Source organism: Pseudomonas sp. BW7P1 (assembly GCF_024981055.1).
In the GTDB taxonomy this organism is placed as follows: Bacteria; Pseudomonadota; Gammaproteobacteria; order Pseudomonadales; family Pseudomonadaceae; genus Aquipseudomonas; species Aquipseudomonas bananamidigenes.
In genome coordinates this window covers 2730001-2750226 of sequence record NZ_CP103374.1, presented here as the reverse complement: position 1 = coordinate 2750226, position 20226 = coordinate 2730001, and the positions used below count along the sequence as shown (strand labels likewise).

General features: G+C 60.2%; 17 protein-coding genes, 2 rRNA genes and 1 pseudogene (1 of these 20 only partly in view). 8 read left to right on the top strand and 12 right to left on the bottom strand.

Annotated features, from left to right (window positions below):
• The first annotated feature begins 1 nt into the window (after position 1).
• Positions 2–415 (top strand): cupin domain-containing protein, encoded by a 414-nt coding sequence (locus NWV16_RS12215; RefSeq protein WP_260523224.1) that lies wholly within the window; start codon positions 2–4, stop codon positions 413–415.
• A 15-nt stretch (positions 416–430) separates the two neighbouring features.
• On the opposite strand, the gene NWV16_RS12210 is transcribed toward NWV16_RS12215, so the two are convergent.
• From NWV16_RS12210 to NWV16_RS12175, 8 genes are all read right to left on the bottom strand, one after another.
• The gene (locus NWV16_RS12210; RefSeq protein WP_260523223.1) at positions 431–1102 is read right to left on the bottom strand and encodes a methionine ABC transporter permease; all 672 of its coding nucleotides are present in this window, start codon (positions 1100–1102) and stop codon (positions 431–433) included.
• Entirely contained in the window at positions 1099–1899 is an 801-nt protein-coding gene (locus NWV16_RS12205) for a methionine ABC transporter ATP-binding protein (RefSeq protein WP_260523222.1), read from the bottom strand. Before NWV16_RS12205 ends, NWV16_RS12210 begins: the two co-directional genes overlap by 4 nt.
• Positions 1896–2705, bottom strand: a complete 810-nt coding sequence (locus NWV16_RS12200; RefSeq protein ID WP_260523512.1) for a MetQ/NlpA family ABC transporter substrate-binding protein — start codon at positions 2703–2705, stop codon at positions 1896–1898. The genes NWV16_RS12205 and NWV16_RS12200 overlap by 4 nt, the downstream gene beginning before the upstream one ends.
• A gap of 42 nt (positions 2706–2747) precedes the next feature.
• The gene (locus tag NWV16_RS12195) at positions 2748–3800 is read right to left on the bottom strand and encodes an isopenicillin N synthase family dioxygenase (protein ID WP_260523221.1); all 1053 of its coding nucleotides are present in this window, start codon (positions 3798–3800) and stop codon (positions 2748–2750) included.
• A 180-nt stretch (positions 3801–3980) separates the two neighbouring features.
• Positions 3981–6107 (bottom strand): TonB-dependent receptor domain-containing protein, encoded by a 2127-nt coding sequence (locus tag NWV16_RS12190; RefSeq protein ID WP_260523220.1) that lies wholly within the window; start codon positions 6105–6107, stop codon positions 3981–3983.
• 142 nt (positions 6108–6249) lie between these two features.
• Entirely contained in the window at positions 6250–6876 is a 627-nt protein-coding gene (locus tag NWV16_RS12185) for a DUF3885 domain-containing protein (RefSeq protein WP_260523219.1), read from the bottom strand.
• Positions 6877–6922: 46 nt separating this feature from the next.
• On the bottom strand, positions 6923–7195 hold the full coding sequence (locus NWV16_RS12180; RefSeq protein WP_409319514.1) for a hypothetical protein: 273 nt from the start codon (positions 7193–7195) through the stop codon (positions 6923–6925).
• A 64-nt stretch (positions 7196–7259) separates the two neighbouring features.
• On the bottom strand, positions 7260–8030 hold the full coding sequence (locus NWV16_RS12175) for an AraC family transcriptional regulator (RefSeq protein ID WP_260523217.1): 771 nt from the start codon (positions 8028–8030) through the stop codon (positions 7260–7262).
• Positions 8031–8265: 235 nt separating this feature from the next.
• On the opposite strand from NWV16_RS12175, the gene NWV16_RS12170 reads away from it, so the two are divergent.
• The 5 genes from NWV16_RS12170 to NWV16_RS12150 all read left to right on the top strand — a co-directional run bounded on the left by NWV16_RS12170 (position 8266) and on the right by NWV16_RS12150 (position 14761).
• Positions 8266–9897, top strand: coding sequence for an APC family permease (locus tag NWV16_RS12170; protein ID WP_260523216.1), 1632 nt, complete (start codon positions 8266–8268; stop codon positions 9895–9897).
• 23 nt (positions 9898–9920) lie between these two features.
• A complete protein-coding gene (locus NWV16_RS12165; RefSeq protein WP_260523215.1) occupies positions 9921–10847 on the top strand; it encodes a 4-hydroxyproline epimerase in 927 nt (308 codons plus the stop codon).
• 55 nt (positions 10848–10902) lie between these two features.
• Complete coding sequence (locus NWV16_RS12160; RefSeq protein ID WP_260523214.1) at positions 10903–11850, top strand: dihydrodipicolinate synthase family protein; 948 nt, start codon at positions 10903–10905, stop codon at positions 11848–11850.
• 66 nt (positions 11851–11916) lie between these two features.
• Entirely contained in the window at positions 11917–13494 is a 1578-nt protein-coding gene (locus NWV16_RS12155; protein ID WP_260523213.1) for an aldehyde dehydrogenase (NADP(+)), read from the top strand.
• Positions 13495–13498: 4 nt separating this feature from the next.
• On the top strand, positions 13499–14761 hold the full coding sequence (locus NWV16_RS12150; RefSeq protein ID WP_260523212.1) for an FAD-binding oxidoreductase: 1263 nt from the start codon (positions 13499–13501) through the stop codon (positions 14759–14761).
• A 49-nt stretch (positions 14762–14810) separates the two neighbouring features.
• On the opposite strand, the gene NWV16_RS12145 is transcribed toward NWV16_RS12150, so the two are convergent.
• The gene (locus NWV16_RS12145; RefSeq protein ID WP_260523211.1) at positions 14811–15704 is read right to left on the bottom strand and encodes a LysR family transcriptional regulator; all 894 of its coding nucleotides are present in this window, start codon (positions 15702–15704) and stop codon (positions 14811–14813) included.
• Between the two features lie 126 nt (positions 15705–15830).
• Here NWV16_RS12145 and NWV16_RS12140 point away from each other — a divergent pair, with 126 nt between their 5' ends.
• Positions 15831–16820 carry a zinc-dependent alcohol dehydrogenase family protein gene (locus NWV16_RS12140; protein WP_260523210.1) on the top strand — a complete coding sequence of 330 codons (990 nt, stop codon included), beginning with the start codon at positions 15831–15833 and terminating at the stop codon, positions 16818–16820.
• A 76-nt stretch (positions 16821–16896) separates the two neighbouring features.
• On the opposite strand, the gene ycaC is transcribed toward NWV16_RS12140, so the two are convergent.
• On the bottom strand, positions 16897–17529 hold the full coding sequence (gene ycaC, locus NWV16_RS12135) for an isochorismate family cysteine hydrolase YcaC (protein WP_260523209.1): 633 nt from the start codon (positions 17527–17529) through the stop codon (positions 16897–16899).
• A 179-nt stretch (positions 17530–17708) separates the two neighbouring features.
• Between ycaC and NWV16_RS12130 the strand changes: the two are divergent.
• Positions 17709–18320 (top strand): annotated as a pseudogene (locus tag NWV16_RS12130) (GGDEF domain-containing protein); the annotation flags it as partial.
• A 133-nt stretch (positions 18321–18453) separates the two neighbouring features.
• On the opposite strand, the gene rrf reads toward NWV16_RS12130, so the two are convergent.
• Together rrf and NWV16_RS12120 are read right to left on the bottom strand one after the other, a co-directional pair.
• Positions 18454–18569 (bottom strand): 5S ribosomal RNA (rrf, locus tag NWV16_RS12125).
• Positions 18570–18719: 150 nt separating this feature from the next.
• Positions 18720–20226 (bottom strand): 23S ribosomal RNA (locus NWV16_RS12120); it runs 1384 nt beyond the window's last position.

Sequence of the window (20226 nt, the reverse complement as noted above, 5' to 3'; positions counted from 1 at the left end):
CATGGTTATTCGATTTCTGTTGAGCGCGGCATTCGCAGCGCTGTCGATCAGCGCTGCGAATGCCGCCGAGCCGCCTGCCGGCAAGGTTTCGGTGGTCTTTGATCGGCCGATTCCCAACATCCCCGGCAAAAGCATGCGGGGGGTGGTCGTCGAGTACGGGCCCGGAGCGGCATCACCGTCCCATACCCATCCGAAGACCGCCTTCATCTACGCCACGGTGCTGGAAGGTTCGTTTCGCATCAAGGTCAAGGGCGAGCCGGAAAAGATCTACCACGTCGGCGAAAACTTCGTCGAGGAGCCGGGCTCCGTGCATCTGGTCAGCGCCAACGCCAGCGACACCGAACCTGCGCGCCTGCTGGCGGTGTTCGTCCTCGACAGCGACGAAACTTCCATCGTCACTCCCCTCAAGCAGTAAGCCTGCAACCGACACTCAGCGTCGATGAGCCAGCGACCGCACCAATCGGTCGCCCAGGCTTTGCACACCCTGCACGAGCATGACCAGCACCACCACGGTGGCGACCATCACTTCATTGTTGAAGCGCTGGTAGCCGTAGCGAATCGCCAGATCGCCCAGTCCACCACCACCGATGACCCCGGCCATGGAGGAAAAACCGATCAGCATCACCAGCGTCAGGGTGACACCCGCCAACAAGGCCGGCAGTGCTTCGGGCAACAGCACTTTGAAAATCACATGACGGATGTCGCCGCCCATGGCGAGGATGGCTTCGATCCGGCCCTTTTCCACTTCGTCCAGGGCGTTCTCGACAATCCGCGCAAAAAACGGAAACGCCCCGATGGTGATCGGCACCACGGCGGCGGTGCTGCCCAATGTGGTGCCGACCACCAGACGGGTCAGCGGGATCAGGGCAATCAGCATCACCACGAACGGCAGTGAACGCCCCAGGTTGATGACCGCGCCCAGCGCCTGATTGAGCCGGGGCAACGGATACAACCCCTGACGACGGCTGATGAACAGCAACACCCCCAGCGGCAGGCCGATCAGCAAGGTAAAGAGCCCTGCCAACAACACCATGTACAGGGTTTCGCCGGTGGCGTTGAACACCAGTTGCAGGATTTCGTTCCAGTCGACGGTTCGGTTCATGAGTGGGCCGCCCGTACACCGTATTGCCGCAGAAAACTCAGTCCCGGCGCGTCATGCCCCAGCGGCAAGCCGCAACTGGGCCGCAGCGCCGCACCGAGCGCGGAATCCGGCGTCGCCTGCAATCTGGCGACCGGTCCCGCTTCCACCAATCGACCATTGGCCAATGAGGCGGCGTGATCGCAAATCGAGCGCACCACGTCCAGCTCATGGGTAATCAGCACGATGGTCAGACCGAGCTGACGATTGATGTCACGCAGCAGCTGCAGAATCGACGCGGTGGTTTCCGGGTCGAGAGCGCTGGTGGCTTCGTCCGACAGCAGATACGCCGGTCGCGCCGCCAAGGCCCGGGCGATGCCCACCCGTTGTTTCTGGCCACCGGAAAGCTGTGAAGGAAAGGCTTGGGCCTTGTCGCTCAGGCCCACCAGATCCAGCAGTTCCCGAACCCGTTCACGACGTTGGGGTTTGGCGACTTTGGCGATTTCCAGCGGCACCGCGACGTTGTCGAACACGTTGCGCGAATGCAGCAGATTGAAGCCCTGAAAGATCATGCCGATGCGTTGGCGCTGGCGGCACAGTTCACTGTCGGACAACGCCGTGAGGTCTTCGCCATCCAGCAGAATGCGCCCGGTATCCGGACGTTCGAGCAGATTGAGGCAGCGCAGCAATGTCGACTTGCCCGCACCGCTGCGTCCGAGAATGCCGTAGATCGCGCCATCGGGAATGCTCAGTGACACCCGGTCCAGCGCCGCTGTCGACGCTGACGGATAGGTCTTGCTCAACTGCTCGATGACGATCATGGCCTGGCATCCGCCACAGGGATCACCGAGCCCTTGAAGTGCTCGGTGATGTACTGGGCCACCAGCGGTGAAGTCAGGTCTTTCGCCAGTTGCTGAATGCGCGGATCGTTTTCCAGTTTCGGCGTGGTTACCAGAATATTGGCGTAAGGGTTGTGCTCAGGCTTCTCCAGCCCCAGCGCATCCCTGGCCGGCACCAGCCCGGCTTCCAGTGCGTAGTTGCCGTTGATCACCGCCAGGTCCACGTCATCCAGCGCACGGGGCAGTTGCGGCGATTCGATTTCGAGGATCTTCAGGTATTTCGGGTTTTCGGCGATGTCCCTGGGCGTCGCCTGATCGGCCGCCGGATCATTGAAACCGGGCTTGAGTTTGATCAGGCCGTTATCCTGCAACAGGTACAACGCGCGGCTCAGGTTGGTGACGTTGTTCGGCACCGCGACCGTGCCTTTGTCCGGCACCTGGGCGAAGGTTTTGTGACGATGGGAATAGATGCCCAGCGGTTCGATGTGCACCGTGGCGGCCACCGCGAGTTTTTCGCCGAGGGCTTTTTCCTGGGATTGCAGATACGGCAAATGCTGGAAGTAGTTGGCGTCCACATCGCCGTGCACCAGCAGCTCGTTGGAATTCACGCCCTGGGGGATTTCGATCACCTTGAGGTTCAGTTGCGGATCGATTTTCTGGATGTAGGCCAGGATTTGCGCATGGGGCACCGGGTCGGCGGCAACGCGCAATGGCTCCAGCGCTTGAGCACTGAACGAAGTCACCAGCGCGCCGAGGACGGCCAGGGTCAGGCCTGCTTTTTTCAACACTGCTTTTTTCAACATGGGAAGAATCCTTTTGCGAGTGATGGATCAGGCGTTGGCGGTCTTGCGAAGCGGTGTCTGGGTATTCGACGCATCGGCATAGAAGCGCTGTGCGACATCGGGATGGGAGCGCAGTCGGCCCTTCAGATAATTCCAGCCGACATCGCGAAACAGCGGGTTGAGCGGATCACTCGCCGGGCCCCGCGCCTCACGCAGCAACGCTGTCGGCAAGGGATAAAGCGGCACCACTGCATCCAGTTGCGCGCCGAGGAAAAACGCGATGGACAAGCGCTCGCTGCCCACCGGTGGCGAGACCACGCGATGCACCGTGGCGCGCAGATAACCGTTGGTGGCCAGTTCCAGCAACTCGCCGATATTCACCACCAGCGTGTCGTCCCGTGGCAACGCATCGATCCAGCGCCCCTCTTCGACTTCCACTTGCAGCCCTGCCTGCTGGTCCTGCAACAGAAAGCTGAGGAAACCCGAATCCTTGTGCGCGCCGACGCCCTGATTGCTCGCCGACGAAGCTTGCCCCGGATAGCGCATCAGCTTGATGTGTTCGTTGGGTTTGTCGCCGTACAACCGGTCAAAGGCATCTTCCGGCAACGACAGTGACTGGGCGAATGCACGCAGCAGACGCAGCGACATCTGGGTCATCGCCTGCTGCCAGTCGAGCAGCAACGGCTTGAGTTGCGGCAACGCCTCGGGCCATTGATTCGGCCCTTGCAGCCGCGCCCACAATGGACTGTCGGCCGTCAGTGGCAAGACCTCACGCTCGGCGCCGAGATCGAACTGTTCACGCTGATCCGGCTGCCCGCGAGTGATCTCCGAGGCGGCGCGGTTGTAGCCGCGAAAATGCGGCGAATTGATCATGCCGACGGCGGTTTTCTCGCTGTCAGGCAGGGCAAAGAATTGGCGGGCATAGTCCTGCACTTGCTTGAGCAGGCTGGCGTCGATGCCATGGCCGGTCAGGTAGAAAAAACCCACATCGCGGGCGGCATGGCGCAAGTCATCGAGAAAGGCCTGGCGCTGCTGCGGCGTACCGTCGAGCTGCGACAGGTCCAGGGTCGGTAATGCGGTGATGTCCAAGGTATGCGGCATGATTCACTCCCGTGTGAATCAAACCTGAAGAGCCTGTGATCGATTCAGCGTGTGCCGTCATGGCAATCGGGGGTCTGTCGGTTTGATGCTTTTGATTCGTCTATGAGACAAAACTAAACGATATTAAAAACACCGAACAAATATCTTTTTTGCATTAGCTTAGGCCCGATCCGACACAGCTCAAAGCAGACTCCACGAAACCCCGACATACATCGCCATGCCCTCACCCGGTGTGGAACGTGCGGCGTCCAGCCCCTTGTCGTCATAGCCCGGCGTTACGGTAGCGGCGTAGTGCTTGTCGGTCAGGTTGCGCATGTCCAGCCAGGTCTGCCAGTCGCCTTTGGGTGCGTTGTAGCCCAGCGTCGCGCCGAAGGTGGCGTAAGGGTCGGCGTAGTAGCTGTTGGCGTAATCCACCGCGACTTTCGACACCAGTTGTGTGTTGACGGCAGCGAAGAAGCCCTGCGGGAAGTCGTAGCGCAGTTCGCCCTGGTAGTAATGCATCGGCAGGCCCGGCAGGCGGTTGTCGCCGAAGCGATCGTCGTCGCGGTAGTGGAAGTCGCTGAAGGTATAGGCCTGACGCAGGCTCAACTTACCGCCGTCGTTCGCCGACCACAGGTTGCTGTTGAGGCTGGCTTCAACACCTTGGTGCACGGTCGGGCTGGCGTTGAGTTCATAGGGCGTGGTGGCGTTGGCGTCCGGTAAGACCGAGAGCAATTCGTGGCGTACCTGCGCGTAGTACCAGGCCAGGCTCCATTCGCCGAGTGCGCTGTCGCCACGACCGCCGAGCTCCAGGGTGGTCGCGGTCTGGTTCTGCAGTTTGACCGGATCGCGCTGGGTGCCGGTGGCGGCGCCGCTGCCCGCCGGGAAGCGAACGTTGGAGCTGTAGATCAGCGACCATGGATGCGGCGCTTCGACCGAGCGGCTGAGGTTGCCGAACAGTTGCAGGTCCGGCGTCACCTGATAGCGCAGGCCCAGACGTGGCGCGTAGTCCCAGTCACCGAAGCTGGTCTTGCCGCCACCTTCGGGATAGGTCACGGCGCTTTCGCGGCGGGTGTAGATCGCGGCGAGGCCGGTGGTCAGCCACAGGTCGTCGGCGATTTCCAGATCGTTGCCCACGTGCAGGACAGAATCCGAACCCTGATAAGTGAAGTTGCGCATAGGCGTGCCCGGCGCATAGCGGGCGGTGTTGCCGGTAGGAATTCGCACCCGTTCGCTGGCCCCGTCGTTGGGCAGGTGTTTGGTCACCCGCAGGCCCACGGTGCTGTTGCTCTCCATGCCCCAGAGCGTGTCGCGGCGCTTGTAGTCGAACGTGCCGCTGACATCGGTGTACGCGACCTTCAAGCGGTTCGGGCCTTCGCGCAGGTCCATCGGGTAATCGTGATAAACCAGACCGGTCTGGATACTCGAATCGTCATCGATGTAGTACGTGGTCTTGTTGCCAATGAAGGTGCTGCCGGGCTGATCGCGGCTGTCGTTGCGGTTCACGTAGGCCGGATTGGCCGCGCGCGGATCATGTTCGATGGAATATTTGGTCACCCGGCCGGCGAGGTCGTTGTCGGTCTCGCGATGACGGATGTAGAAGCGGGTTTCCAGATTCGGATTGAAGCGATAACCGAAGTTGGCGATCACGCCCTGGCTCTTGCTCGCGGTGTGATCCTGATAACCGTCGGAATGCGCGTCGGTCATCGACAGGTAGTAATCGAAATCGCCCAGCACCTGACCGGAGCTGACTTGTCGCTGGGCATAACCGTGGCTGCCCATGACGTAGCGCACATTCAGCAGCGGCGCGTTATAGCCGGTGTGGCTGACGTAATCGACGGCGCCGCCGAGCGCCAGCGCACCGCGATCAAAGCCGTTGGCGCCGCGCAGCACTTCTACATGGTCGAGCCACAGCGGCTCCAGCAATTCGTAAGGCGTGCCGCCGGGACCGGTCAGCGGCAGGCCGTCGAGCATCGTGTACAGCCCTGACGCGTGAGCACCGGGAGCGCGGTTGATGCCCGAGCCACGGATCGAGATTTTCACCCCTTCGTTGCCCGCCGACTGCGCGTATACACCCGGCTGATACGCCAGCACATCCTGATTGCTCGCCACCCGCCCCTGCAAAGGCGTGCGCATGTCGACCACATTGGTCGCGCCGGGGATTTGCGCGAGCCGGGACTTCGCCTCCTGCAGCGAAAGGTCTTCGCCGCTCTGCTCTTCAGCTCCGATCAGCACCTGCCCCAACTCCATGCCCTGAGACTCGGCTTCGACCGGACAGGCAAGGGCCAGCCCCAGCAATGCAGCGGGCAGTGTTTTGAGCGAGGGCATCGAGAGAACTCCAGACAGACAGATACGGGCAGTGAGAACTGCGACGCATGAAGGAACGAAGTAAACACATGGTGATTTTGTTTTTTGTCGAGACTAGAACCCGCGATCCTGACTGAACGGCATCAAAGGATCAGGGCCAATCTCAGAGAGTGCCCGCGAAGTCAGCATCCATCGCGGGCCGGTCGTAATCGAGAAGATACGCATGATGCCGGTGGTACAGCCTTGAAAGCAGATCCTTGTTGGGCCCGACCACGTCCATCCCTCGGTCGTCGTAAGGGAAAACCATCACTCCGGCCTTCAGGTTGAACAGGTAGATCGCGCAGCGTGGATTCGGCGCAATCGCACCAAAATCCGTGGCCAGTGCGCACCAGAGCAATGCCTGAAGCATCCTTGCGGGCACTTCGAAAGCGAGGTTGATCCAATACTCGGGCTCGCTTTCGCAGAACCAGTCGTCCGGATCGGTGCGTTCACTCCAGATCGAGCGTTCTGCAGGTATCTCGATACCTGCAGATCGAACGGACTGAAGCAACGCTCGATGGGCAAATCGCTGGCCGCCGGAGTGAAAGCGCAGGCACGTCACCAGCGTGGGCTCGTCACTGAAAATGTCGGTGCAGATCTCGGTCGATTTTCGCAAGGCCAACAGGAACTGTTCGATCATTCCTCCGGTTTCGGAGAGTTCGAAACGCAGTCCTCCCGGGCAGGAATAAAACAGGGGCCTTGCGAAGGCCTGATCGGTAAAAATCCGCTCGATTTCAAGATAAAGATTCACTGAAGTCCTTTTCGGTCGATGTGGCGTGGGCGGCTATACCGCCCTGTTAATTTTTGCACTTGGCCAACACCACCTGACAAGTACCGGGCGTTCCGCCGGAGCGACCGGCGTAGCGCATGCAGTTATCCATGGATTTTTTCTGTGCCTGGCCCAGGGTCTGTCCCCAGGCCAGGCCGCCCTCGCCCATCGTCGGCACCGCTTTGGCATAGCAGCGATCACCCACGGTCGCGTATCGAGCCTTGCTGGAGCAAGCCGTCGTCAACGTCAGCATGATCGCGCAAAGAAAATACGCGCAATGGCGTATCCGTATCCGGTTCATCTCGTTTTACCTGCACAACCTGGGACTGACGGGCTCAGTTTATCCGCAATGACCCGAAACCCGCTCATTGCTCCGTCGCCTGCCGGTACTGACGCGGCGTGAATCCGGTCGAGGCCTTGAACTGGCGAGTGAAGGCGCTGTGGTCGGTATAGCCACACTGCAGGGCGACTTCGGTGATCGGAAGGTCGGTGTGCAGCAAGCGATGGGCGTGCTCCAGCCGCACTTTCTGGATCATCTGCCGAGGCGTCAGGTGGAACACGCGCTTGCAGTAACGCTCCAGTTGCGCCACCGAAATGCCGGCGATCCTGGTCAGTTCACCCAGCGTCACCCGACGATTGAAATGCGCGCGGATGTGCTCGTCGACGGCGGCCAGACGCTCGAAGGCCGGGTGGGTTTCACTGGCTGATTGCAGGTCCACCGAAATGCCCGCCAGACCGATTATCGCGCCGTCACGGTTGTACAGCGGTCGCTTATGGGTCAGGCACCAGCCCGGTTCGCGACTGCCGTACAGATGCAGTTCCAATTGATCCTCCAGCACCCATCCTTCTTCCAGCACCCGGCGATCCTGTTCGGTGTAGCCCGGTCCGAGTTGCGCCGGGAATACCTGCGCGCTGGTTTTGCCGAGCAACGGTTTCAGGTCTTTCAACCCACAGCGCTGCACCAGCGTGCGATTGGCCAGGACGTAACGCGCTTGCGGATCCTTGATGAAAATCACCGCGTTCGGAATCACGTCCAGCATCGGCAACAGCGCGGCAACGCCCGCCACCAAGGCTTCGAGGGTCTGGGGGCGATTGCGCTCATCGCCCTCGCACAGGATCGCAAATGCGTTCTGCATCGTCGGTGTCTTCCTTCGCGGTTGGGTCGGCCAACGGCCCGCCGTGCGGCGTTCGCGTGCAGAGTGCAGCAACACCCACGGCCTGTCGAGGCCAGTCGTCTCTCATCGCAATTGTGCCGATTTCGTCATCCAGGCTTGCGCAAAGCATCAATCACGCAGCTGCCGATGAGTTCAATCTTGGCCCGTCCCAGTGACATACACCTGCCTATCCAATAACTCACAAGAAGGCGACGCCATGTCAGGCCAAGGCAAGTTCAAAAAACAGCTTTCATTGATCGACCTCACGTTTATCGGACTCGGAGCGATCTTCGGTTCCGGGTGGCTGTTCGCGGCCAGTCACGTTTCTGCGATTGCCGGGCCGGCGGGGATATTTTCCTGGCTGCTGGGCGGTTTCGCCGTGTTGCTGCTGGGCATCGTCTACTGCGAACTGGGCGCTGCCCTGCCCCGGGCCGGCGGTGTGGTCCGCTACCCGGTTTACAGCCACGGGCCGCTGCTCGGTTATCTGATGGGCTTTATCACGCTGATCGCGTTTTCCAGTCTGGTGGCGATCGAGGTGGTCGCTTCGCGCCAATATGCGGCGGCGTGGTTTCCCGGCCTGACCCAGCCCGGCAGCGGCGATCCGACGGTGTTGGGCTGGCTGGTACAGTTCGGTCTTCTGTGTGTGTTCTTCCTGCTCAACTATCGCAGCGTGAAAACCTTTGCCAAGGCCAACAATCTGGTGAGCGTGTTCAAGTTCATCGTGCCGCTGCTGGTGATCGGTGTTTTGTTCACCTTCTTCAAACCGCAGAACTTCCAGGTTCAGGGCTTCGCCCCCTTCGGGCTCTCGGGAATCGAGATGGCGGTTTCCGCCGGTGGTGTGATTTTCGCCTACCTCGGCCTGACCCCGATCATCTCGGTGGCCAGCGAAGTGAAAAACCCCCAACGCACGATTCCGATTGCACTGATTCTGTCGGTGCTGCTGTCCACCGCGATCTATGTGTTGCTGCAAACGGCGTTCCTCGGCGGCATCCCGACTGAACTGCTCGCCAATGGCTGGGCCGGGGTTTCCAAGGAATTCGCTCTGCCCTATCGCGACATCGCCCTGGCGCTCGGCGTGGGTTGGCTGGCCTATCTGGTGGTGGCGGACGCGGTGATCTCGCCCAGCGGCTGCGGCAACATCTACATGAACGCCACACCACGAGTGATCTATGGCTGGGCGCAGACCGGCACCTTCTTCAAGGTTTTCACCCGCATCGATGAGAAGTCCGGCATCCCGCGCCCGGCACTGTGGCTGACCTTCGCCCTGTCGGTGTTCTGGACCCTGCCGTTCCCGTCCTGGGAAGCGCTGATCAACGTGGTGTCCGCCGCCCTGGTGCTGAGCTATGCCGTGGCGCCGGTGACCGTCGCTGCACTGCGTCGCAATGCGCCGGACATGCCGCGCCCGTTCCGGGTCAAGCAGATGGGCTTGCTGGGGCCGGTGTCGTTCATCATCGCCGCGCTGATCGTCTACTGGTCGGGCTGGAACACCGTCTCCTGGCTGCTCGGCCTGCAAATCCTGATGTTTGTCGTGTACCTGCTGTGCGGTCGTTTCGTACCGACCCGGCATCTGAGCCTTGCCCATCAAGTGCGTTCATCCGCGTGGCTGATCGCCTTCTACGCGGTGACCATCGTGCTGTCGAAACTCGGCACTTTCGGTGGTCTCGGCATCCTCGCTCACCCCTTCGACACGCTGGTCGTCGCTGCTTTCGCCACCGGCATTTACTACTGGGGCGCCGCCACGGGTGTACCGGCGCACCTGCTGCGTCTGGAATCTGACGAGGATGAGAGCGAAGTCGCTTCGACATCCCCGTCGTCCGCTGCCAACCCCCGCGCTGCCGGCGCTTACTGAAAATCTTTTGAAGGGACACAACCATGAAACGCGTACACGTCATTGACTCCCACACCGGCGGCGAACCCACGCGCCTGGTGATGAAAGGCTTCCCCGACCTGCCCGGCAACACCATGGCCGAAAAGCGCGATGCCCTGCGCAACGAACACGACCGCTGGCGCCGGGCCTGTCTGCTGGAGCCGCGCGGCAACGACGTGCTGGTCGGCGCGTTGTATTGCGAACCGGTGTCGCCGGACGCCACCTGCGGCGTGATTTTTTTCAACAACGCCGGTTACCTGGGCATGTGCGGCCACGGCACCATCGGCCTGATCGCCTCCTTGCAGCACCTGGGGTTGATCGAACCGGGCGTGCACAAGATCGACACACCGGTCGGCCCGGTAAGCGCCACCTTGCATGAAGACGGTGCCGTAACGTTGGGCAACGTGCCGGCTTATCGATTCCGCAAACAGGTGGCAGTCGAAGTGCCCGGATACGGCCGGTTCCTCGGCGATATCGCCTATGGCGGCAACTGGTTTTTCCTGGTGTCGGAGCACGGTCAGACGCTGACGATGGACAACGTCGAAACCCTGACCGACTTCACCTGGAAAATGCTCAAGGCCCTCGAGGAGCAAGGCGTCCATGGCGAGGACGGCGCGCTCATCGACCACGTCGAACTGTTTGCCGCTGACGACCACGCCGACAGCCGCAACTTCGTCATGTGCCCCGGCAAAGCCTACGACCGCTCGCCGTGCGGCACCGGCACCAGCGCCAAACTCGCCTGCCTGGCCGCCGACGAAAAACTCAAGCCCGGCGAACGCTGGGTCCAAGCGAGCATTACCGGCAGTCAGTTCGAAGGTCGCTTCGAATGGGAAGGTGAACGCGTGCGGCCCTTCATCACCGGCCGCGCCTACATGACCGCCGACAGCACCTTGCTGATCGACGAAGACGATCCGTTCGCGTGGGGCATCTGAGCCGCTGCGCCGCTTTTCAACCCGATACGAATCACCGTTCCCAAGGAGAAAAACAATGAGCGACAACATCTTCACTGGCTGTATGCCCGCCCTGATGACCCCGTGCACCGCCGCACGCAAACCGGACTTCGACGCCCTGGTGGCCAAGGGTCGCGAGCTGATCGACATCGGCATGAGCGCCGTGGTGTATTGCGGCTCCATGGGCGACTGGCCGTTGCTGACCGAAGCCGAACGCCAGGAAGGCGTGGCGCGCCTGGTGGCCGCTGGCATTCCGACCATCGTCGGCACGGGCGCCATCAACACCCGTGAAGCGGTGTCTCACGCCGCCCATGCGGCAAAAGTCGGCGCCCAGGGGCTGATGGTGATCCCCCGTGTGCTGTCCCGTGGGGCATCGCTCGCCGCGCAGAAGGCTCACTTCGCCGCGATCCTGCAAGCCGCACCGAACTTGCCGGCGGTGATCTACAACAGCCCTTACTACGGTTTCGCCACCCGCGCCGACCTGTTCTTCGAACTGCGTCGCGAGTACCCGAACCTGATCGGCTTCAAGGAATTCGGTGGTGGCGCCGACCTGCGCTACGCCGCGGAAAACATTACGTCCAAAGACGATGATGTGACGCTGATGGTCGGTGTCGACACCCAGGTCGTGCACGGCTTCGTCAACTGCAACGCCACAGGTGCGATTACCGGTATCGGCAACGCTCTGCCCCGTGAGGTACTGCAACTGGTGGCACTGAGCAAACAGGCCGCCAAGGGGGATGCCAAGGCCCGGCGTCAGGCGCGGGAACTGGAGTCGGCGCTGGCGGTGTTGTCCTCCTTCGACGAAGGCACGGATCTGGTGCTGTATTACAAACACTTGATGGTGCTCAACGGCGACAAGGAATACACCCTGCATTTCAACGAAACCGATGCCCTCAGCGATTCCCAGCGACGCTATGCGGAAAACCAGTACGCGCTGTTCCGTCACTGGTACGAAAACTGGTCGGCGGAACAGAACTTCGCCTGACCCACCGCCTCGTTTCAGCCCGCCGCGCACTTCGGCGGCGGGTCTCCTTTTTTTCAGGAAGATGCCATGTCTCTCACGGGCAAACTGCTGATCGGTCAGCAAACCCTCTCGGGCAATCGCGAGGTCTTTCGGGGGATCAACCCGGCCACCGATACTCCGCTGGAACCCGCTTACGCCGGCGGCTCCGCCGAGCATGTCGAACAGGCCTGTGCATTGGCCCGGGCCGCATTCGACGGCTATCGGGAAACGTCGCTGGAAAGCCGCGCCGAATTCATCGAAACCATCGCCAACGAGATCGAAGCCCTTGGCGATGAGTTGATCGACCGCGCCATGGCCGAAACCGGCCTGCCCCGCCCTCGCCTGTTAGGCGAGCGCGGGCGCACCTGCCAGCAACTGCGCCTTTTTGCTCGCACCGTAAGGGCCGGCGAATGGCTGGGTGTGCGAATCGACAGTGCACAACCGCAGCGCCAGCCAATACCGCGCTCGGACCTGCGCCAACGCCAGATTGCCCTGGGTCCGGTGGCGGTGTTCGGCGCGAGCAATTTTCCACTGGCGTTTTCCGTCGCCGGCGGCGATACCGCCTCGGCACTCGCCGCCGGTTGCCCGGTCATCGTCAAGGCCCATGGCGCACATCCCGGCACCAGCGAACTGGTCGGTCGCGCTGTGGCTCGGGCCGTCAAGGCGTGCGGTCTGCCAGAGGGCGTATTCTCGTTGCTGTACGGTTCCGGACATGAGGTCGGCATTGCGCTGGTCAGCGATCCACGCATCAAAGCCGTGGGCTTTACTGGCTCGCGCAGCGGCGGACTCGCATTGATCACAGCGGCCCAGGCTCGCCCCGAACCGATTCCGGTGTATGCGGAAATGAGTTCGATCAACCCGGTGTTGCTGTTTCCTGCTGCGCTGCGCCATCGCCCGCAAGCGCTGGCCGAAGGTTTTGTCGCTTCGCTCACGCTGGGTGCCGGCCAGTTCTGCACCAATCCCGGACTGGTGATCGCACTCAAGGGAACGGCACTGGATACGTTCGTCACCGCTGCGACCGAGCTCGCCCAGCGCAGCCCGGCCCAGACCATGCTCACGCCTGGCATCTTCGATGCCTATGAATCCAGCGTGAACGCACTGGCGGAAAATCCACGCGCACGTCTTGCAGCCGTCGGTCAAAGAGCAGCCGGTCCGAATCAGGGGCAGGCACATGTTTTCGTCACCGACGCGGCGGATTTTCTCGCCGATCCCACGCTGCAAGCCGAAACCTTTGGTGCGACGTCCCTGGTCGTGCAATGCGCCGAACACAATGAAGTCCTTCAGGTGCTGGAACATCTGGAAGGTCAACTGACCGCTACCCTGCATCTGGATGACGAGGATCTGGATCACGCCCGTTCACTGCTGCCGACACTGGAACGCAAGGCCGGACGCTTGCTGGTCAATGGCTGGCCAACCGGTGTGGAGGTCTGTGATGCGATGGTGCATGGCGGGCCTTTCCCGGCGACTTCCGATGGGCGCACGACATCGGTCGGCACGGCTGCAATCCAGCGTTTCCTGCGCCCGGTCTGTTATCAGGACTTCCCCGACGTATTGCTGCCAGCCGCCCTCAAACAATCCAATCCTCTGTCACTGCGACGCCTGCTCGATGGCCAAAGGGAAGCCTGAAACCATGCCGAACATCACCCATGACATCGCCGTGGTCGGCGCCGGCATCATCGGCGTTGCCTGTGCATGGCGGCTGGCGCAACAAGGATTGCGGGTCATCGTGGTCGACCCGCAGGAACCCGGCCACGGTGCGTCGTTCGGCAATGCCGGCCACCTGGCGACCGAGCAGGTGTTTCCAATTGCCGACCTGTCTATTCTCAAGCGCTTGCCGGCCATGCTCATGGACCCGATGGGGCCGCTGCGCCTGGACTGGAAATACCTGCCCGGCGCCGTGCCCTGGTTCACTCGGCTGTTGTTGAATCTGCGGCCGGCGCCGTTCCAACGCACAGTAGCGGGCTTGCGTGCGCTCAATGAACACTCGCTCGACGCCTGGCTCCGGTTGCTCGATGACATCCAACGTCCCGAGTTGCTGAAAGTGGAAGGCTCGTTGCTGGTCTTTGAACGACCTGATTCGCGACCGGCCATCGAGGCGTTGCAGGCACGTTTGCTTCAGCAGCAAGTCCCGGTGGATGTCTGGTCGGCCAGTGCGGTGCGTGACCGCGCGCCGCAACTGAGCGAACACCTTCAGGGCGGTCTGTTTTTTCAGGACACTGGGCACTTCATCGATCCGTACCGGGTGGTGTGTGAGCTGGTGAACGCCGCAAAGGCCAGCGGCGTGCAGTTTGTAAAACAACGGGTCGAGGGCGGACAAGTGCAGGAGCATGGCGTCAACCTGCTGACCGCTGACGGCACACTGTCGACTCGTCAGGTGCTGATCGCCTGCGGCGCCCATTCGGCAACACTCACCGCGGCACTGACCGGCAAAAAAGTACCGCTCGATACCGAGCGCGGCTATCACCTGATGCTGCCTCACGAACATGACCGACTGCCCTTCCCCGTCACTTCGCTGGAGCGCAAGTTCATCATGACGCCGATGTCCGAGGGGCTGCGCCTGGCCGGGACAGTCGAGTTCGCCGGGCTCGATGCCCCACCGACCATGGCGCGGGCCTGGCAGTTGCATCGTCTGAGCAAAGGATTGTTCCGCAATGAACTGAATATCGAAGCCGCCACGCCGTGGATGGGATTGCGGCCATCGCTGCCGGATTCGTTGCCGGTGATTGACCGGGTGTGTGATGGAAAAGTGTTACTTGCCTTCGGGCATCAACATCTGGGGCTGACGCAGGCGGCAGTGACAGCGGAGATGGTTGGGGGGATGGTTTCGACAGCGATGGGAAATGTGGTTCGTCAGTTGCCTGAGCGTGAGCCTTATCGACTGGTTCGCTTCTGACGGAGGGCCGCTGTCGACTCGCAGCGGCCCTCCCGTTGAAAAGGCTTGTTTACGGCTGAGCGTCACCGAACACACCTCGCACAAAATCAATAAAACTCCTCAATTTCGGAGTCAGCCTCGGATCCGGTACATACAACAGATTCATCGGCGAAACCGGCACCCTGTACTGCGGTAACAGACTCACCAGTGTGCCGCTCCTCAGCGAGTCCTTGACCAGTTCCAGCGGCAGCATCACCACCCCAAGCCCTGCCACTGCTCCGGACAGCAACGGGTCGCCCTGATTAATCGTCAATCGGCTTTTAATCGGCACGTCGATCACCCCTTCCGGGCCTTCGAGTCGCCAGTGTGAGCGGCCATCCGAATAGGCAAACGCCAGGCATTCATGTTCCTGAAGATCCCAAGGCGTGGTGATGGGTGGGCGACGTGCGAGGTAGGACGGCGCCGCGCACAGCACCATGTGATAGGGCATCAGCGGCAATGCCTTGAGGCCGCTGTCTGCGAGCTCGCCGATACGGAACACCACGTCGTATCCACCGTCCACCAGATCGACCAGTTCGTTCGACAGCGTCAGATCCACCGAAACCTGCGGATAGCGAACCATGTACTCCAGCAGCTTGGGCGACAGTGTACTGACACCGAACGTGACGGGCGCATTGATCCGCAACCGGCCGCTGGGCACGCCGCGGGTCACGGCGGCCATTTCTTCGGCAGCGTCCATGTCGGCCAGAATCATCTTCGCCCGCTGATAGAACGTACGGCCAAAATCCGTAAGGTTTTGCTTGCGGGTGGTGCGATTCAGCAGCGAAACACCCAGGTGCTGCTCCAGCATTTTCACCTGTTTGCCGACCATTTGCGGGGACAGATTGAGTTCATCTGCCACCGCGCTGAAGGACCCCAGCTCCACCGCTTTGACGAACGTGGACATGAGTGTGAGTCGATCCATTGGAAACTCGTTGTTTCTAGTGTTGCACCATCGTAGGCCTTTATCGGAGACAGGCCAAAGCCTAAATTGGCGTCCATGGCACCGATTACGCTGGTGCAATTTCATCGATAACCGAGGAAGTAACCCATGGCACGCATTGTCAGGATTCATGAATACGGTGACGCGAGCGTCCTGAAACTGGAAAACGTTGATGTCCCGGCACCTGCGGCGGACGAAGTGCAGATCGAGGTCAAAGCCTTCGGCCTGAATCGCGCCGAAGTGATGTTTCGCAATCACGCTTATCTGCAGGAAGCGGAGTTCCCGAGTCGCCTCGGTTACGAAGCGGCCGGTGTCGTGGTCGCCGTTGGTGCCCATGTCAGCGAGTTCAAGGCCGGTGATGCGGTCAGCGTCATTCCACCGCTGGACATCGCACGCTGGGGCACCTACGGCGAACTGGCCAACGTGCCCGCAAGCCTGACCGTCAAGCATCCTTCGACTCTGTCCTTCGAACAGGCCGCCGCCTCCTGGATGCAATATGTCACCGCCTGGGGAGCGCTGGTCGAACAAGCGAAACTTCAGAAAAACGACTTCGTGATCGTGACTGCCGCCTCCAGCAGCGTCGGACTCGCAGCCTTCCAGATTGCCCGGATGGTCGGCGCCACCTCGATTGCCGTGACCCGCACCCGTGCCAAAAAGCAGGCATTGCTGGACGCCGGCGCAGCGCATGTGATCGTCAGCGATGAAGAGGACATGGTGGCAGCGGTCATGGCGTTGACCGACGGCAAGGGCGCACGCGTGGTATTCGATCCGGTAGGCGGCCCATCGTTCGAGCCGCTGACCCAGAGCATGGCTCGCGGAGGCATCCTGCTGGAGTACGGCGCCTTGAGCCCGGAACCCACACCGTTCCCGTTGTTTACCGTGTTGGGTAAATGTCTGACGCTGAAGGGTTACCTCTACTCGGAAATCGTTTCAGACCCGGCCGTGCTGACACGCGCAAAAGCCTTTATTGTCGACGGTCTGGCTTCGGGTGCTCTGCAACCGGTCATTGCCAAAACCTTCATTCTGGATGACATTCAGCAGGCGCATCGCTTCCTTGAAGCCAATCAGCACGTCGGAAAGGTTGTCGTCACCGTCTGAGGTAGACACCCCGCCTGCGTGCCTGCCGCAAACGAAAAAAGCCTGCTTTTCAGCAGGCTTTTGTCTGGGTATGACCTTATTTCTGTTGGGCCGTCAGCGCCGCATAGCCATTCATCAGGTTGCGGTAGTTGGGGATCCGCTGGGACAGCAGATTGCCCAGCCCCTCGATGTCGTTGCGCCAGTCGCGGTGCAGCTCACAGGCTACCGAGAACCAGTTCATCATTTGTGCGCCGGCCTGAGTCATGCGGTTCCACGCGGCTTGTTGCACCGTGGTGTTGAAGGTGCCGGAGGCATCGGTCACCACGAACACGTCAAACCCCTCCGCCAGTGCCGACAGCGTCGGGAACGCCACGCAGACGTCGGTCACGACACCGGCAATGACGATCTGCTTGCGACCGGTGGCCTTGATGGCCTTGACGAAATCTTCGTTATCCCACGCGTTGATCTGGCCTGGACGTGCGATGTACGGCGCATCCGGAAACATTTCCTTGAGCTCCGGCACCAGCGGGCCGTTCGGACCTTGCTCGAAGCTGGTGGTGAGGATGGTTGGCAACTTGAAGAACTTCGCCAGGTCGGCCAGAGCCAGTACGTTGTTCTTGAACTCGTTCGGCGAAAAGTCCTGAACCAGAGAAATCAGGCCGGTCTGGTGGTCGACCAGCAGAACGACGGCGTCGTCTTTGTTCAGGCGGTTGTAGGTTGCAGTGCTCATGTTGAATCCCTTTTTAGTTGTGCAAGTTCGGTTGCGTTCAAGATGGGCACAGATTAATGGCCAGGCTGAACGGGATAAATCGCCTGAAAAGGGTTTCACCGTCAACTGCAAGGAGACAATGACACCAGATCAGGGTGCTGCGCCGCAGTCGAGAGCTGGCGAACCTGGCAGAACTATCGTTCGGTGTTTGCTTCCGCTCGCGACTCCGCCACCAACCTCGCTCGTGCCACGGCCCAACACGCCGAGGACACCATTCGCCAGTGCGCGACATGGCGCTGACAGACAGCCTTACCGGTCTCGGTAATAGACGACGCCTCGATACCGCATTGGCGGATGAAATCCGTCTGGCTCGTCGCCTGAACTCGCCGTTGTCATTGATCATGCTCGATGTCGACCACTTCAAACGCTACAACGACCGTTATGGTCACGCCGCGGGCGACGATTGCCTCAGCGCCGTCGGAAGAGCCATCCAGCAAGCGATCAAACATCCGGGGGATCTCGCGGTGCGCTACGGTGGAAAGGAGTTCACCGTGCTCCTGCCCAACACTGATAACGCGGGTGCCATTCAAGTCGCCGAGGACATCTTGCAGGCGATCCGATTGCTGGAACTGGAACATACCGGGCATCCTTTGGGCTACGTCACCGCAAGCGCGGGGATTGCCACCCGCCGTCCCGTTGATGAGTCAGTGACGATGGCCATGTTGTTGAAATCGGCGGATATGTGCCTGTATCAAGCGAAGCGCTTGGGACGCAATCGCTGGTGCTCCACGGATCAGCTTGCAGATGGATAACAACTGAGCGCATTACCGATGCGCTCATGACCATCTTTAACGGCTGCCCTGCAGTCGCCCTTTTGCGTCGAGCACTTTCCTGCGGACAAAACAAAACCCCGACTGCTTTCGCAATCGGGGTTTCGGAATTTAATCTTGACGATGACCTACTCTCACATGGGGAAACCCCACACTACCATCGGCGATGCATCGTTTCACTTCTGAGTTCGGGATGGGATCAGGTGGTTCCAATGCTCTATGGTCGTCAAGAAATTCTGTGTGCCGAGTCGTGACCAGAGGGCCTCGCTTCAGCAAATCGGGTATGTGACAGCCATCGGTGTTTGTGAACTCGAACTTTCGGTTCGTTTCGTCTTCACACACCGCAATCTGGCTTTTAAGCACAAATTGCTTGGGTGTTATATGGTCAAGCCTCACGGGCAATTAGTATTGGTTAGCTCAACGCCTCACAGCGCTTACACACCCAACCTATCAACGTCGTAGTCTTCGACGGCCCTTCAGGGAACTCAAGGTTCCAGTGAGATCTCATCTTGAGGCAAGTTTCCCGCTTAGATGCTTTCAGCGGTTATCTTTTCCGAACATAGCTACCCGGCAATGCCACTGGCGTGACAACCGGAACACCAGAGGTTCGTCCACTCCGGTCCTCTCGTACTAGGAGCAGCCCCTCTCAAATCTCAAACGTCCACGGCAGATAGGGACCGAACTGTCTCACGACGTTCTAAACCCAGCTCGCGTACCACTTTAAATGGCGAACAGCCATACCCTTGGGACCGGCTTCAGCCCCAGGATGTGATGAGCCGACATCGAGGTGCCAAACACCGCCGTCGATATGAACTCTTGGGCGGTATCAGCCTGTTATCCCCGGAGTACCTTTTATCCGTTGAGCGATGGCCCTTCCATACAGAACCACCGGATCACTAAGACCTACTTTCGTACCTGCTCGACGTGTCTGTCTCGCAGTCAAGCGCGCTTTTGCCTTTATACTCTGCGACCGATTTCCGACCGGTCTGAGCGCACCTTCGTACTCCTCCGTTACTCTTTAGGAGGAGACCGCCCCAGTCAAACTACCCACCATACACTGTCCTCGATCCGGATAACGGACCTGAGTTAGAACCTCAAAGTTGCCAGGGTGGTATTTCAAGGATGGCTCCACGCAAACTGGCGTTCACGCTTCAAAGCCTCCCACCTATCCTACACAAGCAAATTCAAAGTCCAGTGCAAAGCTATAGTAAAGGTTCACGGGGTCTTTCCGTCTAGCCGCGGATACACTGCATCTTCACAGCGATTTCAATTTCACTGAGTCTCGGGTGGAGACAGCGCCGCCATCGTTACGCCATTCGTGCAGGTCGGAACTTACCCGACAAGGAATTTCGCTACCTTAGGACCGTTATAGTTACGGCCGCCGTTTACCGGGGCTTCGATCAAGAGCTTCGCGTTAGCTAACCCCATCAATTAACCTTCCGGCACCGGGCAGGCGTCACACCCTATACGTCCACTTTCGTGTTTGCAGAGTGCTGTGTTTTTAATAAACAGTCGCAGCGGCCTGGTATCTTCGACCGGCATGGGCTTACGGAGCAAGTCCTTCACCCTCACCGGCGCACCTTCTCCCGAAGTTACGGTGCCATTTTGCCTAGTTCCTTCACCCGAGTTCTCTCAAGCGCCTTGGTATTCTCTACCCAACCACCTGTGTCGGTTTGGGGTACGGTTCCTGGTTATCTGAAGCTTAGAAGCTTTTCTTGGAAGCATGGCATCAACCACTTCGTCGCCTGAAGGCAACTCGTCATCAGCTCTCGGCCTTAAGATCCCGGATTTACCTAAGATCTCAGCCTACCACCTTAAACTTGGACAACCAACGCCAAGCTGGCCTAGCCTTCTCCGTCCCTCCATCGCAATAACCAGAAGTACAGGA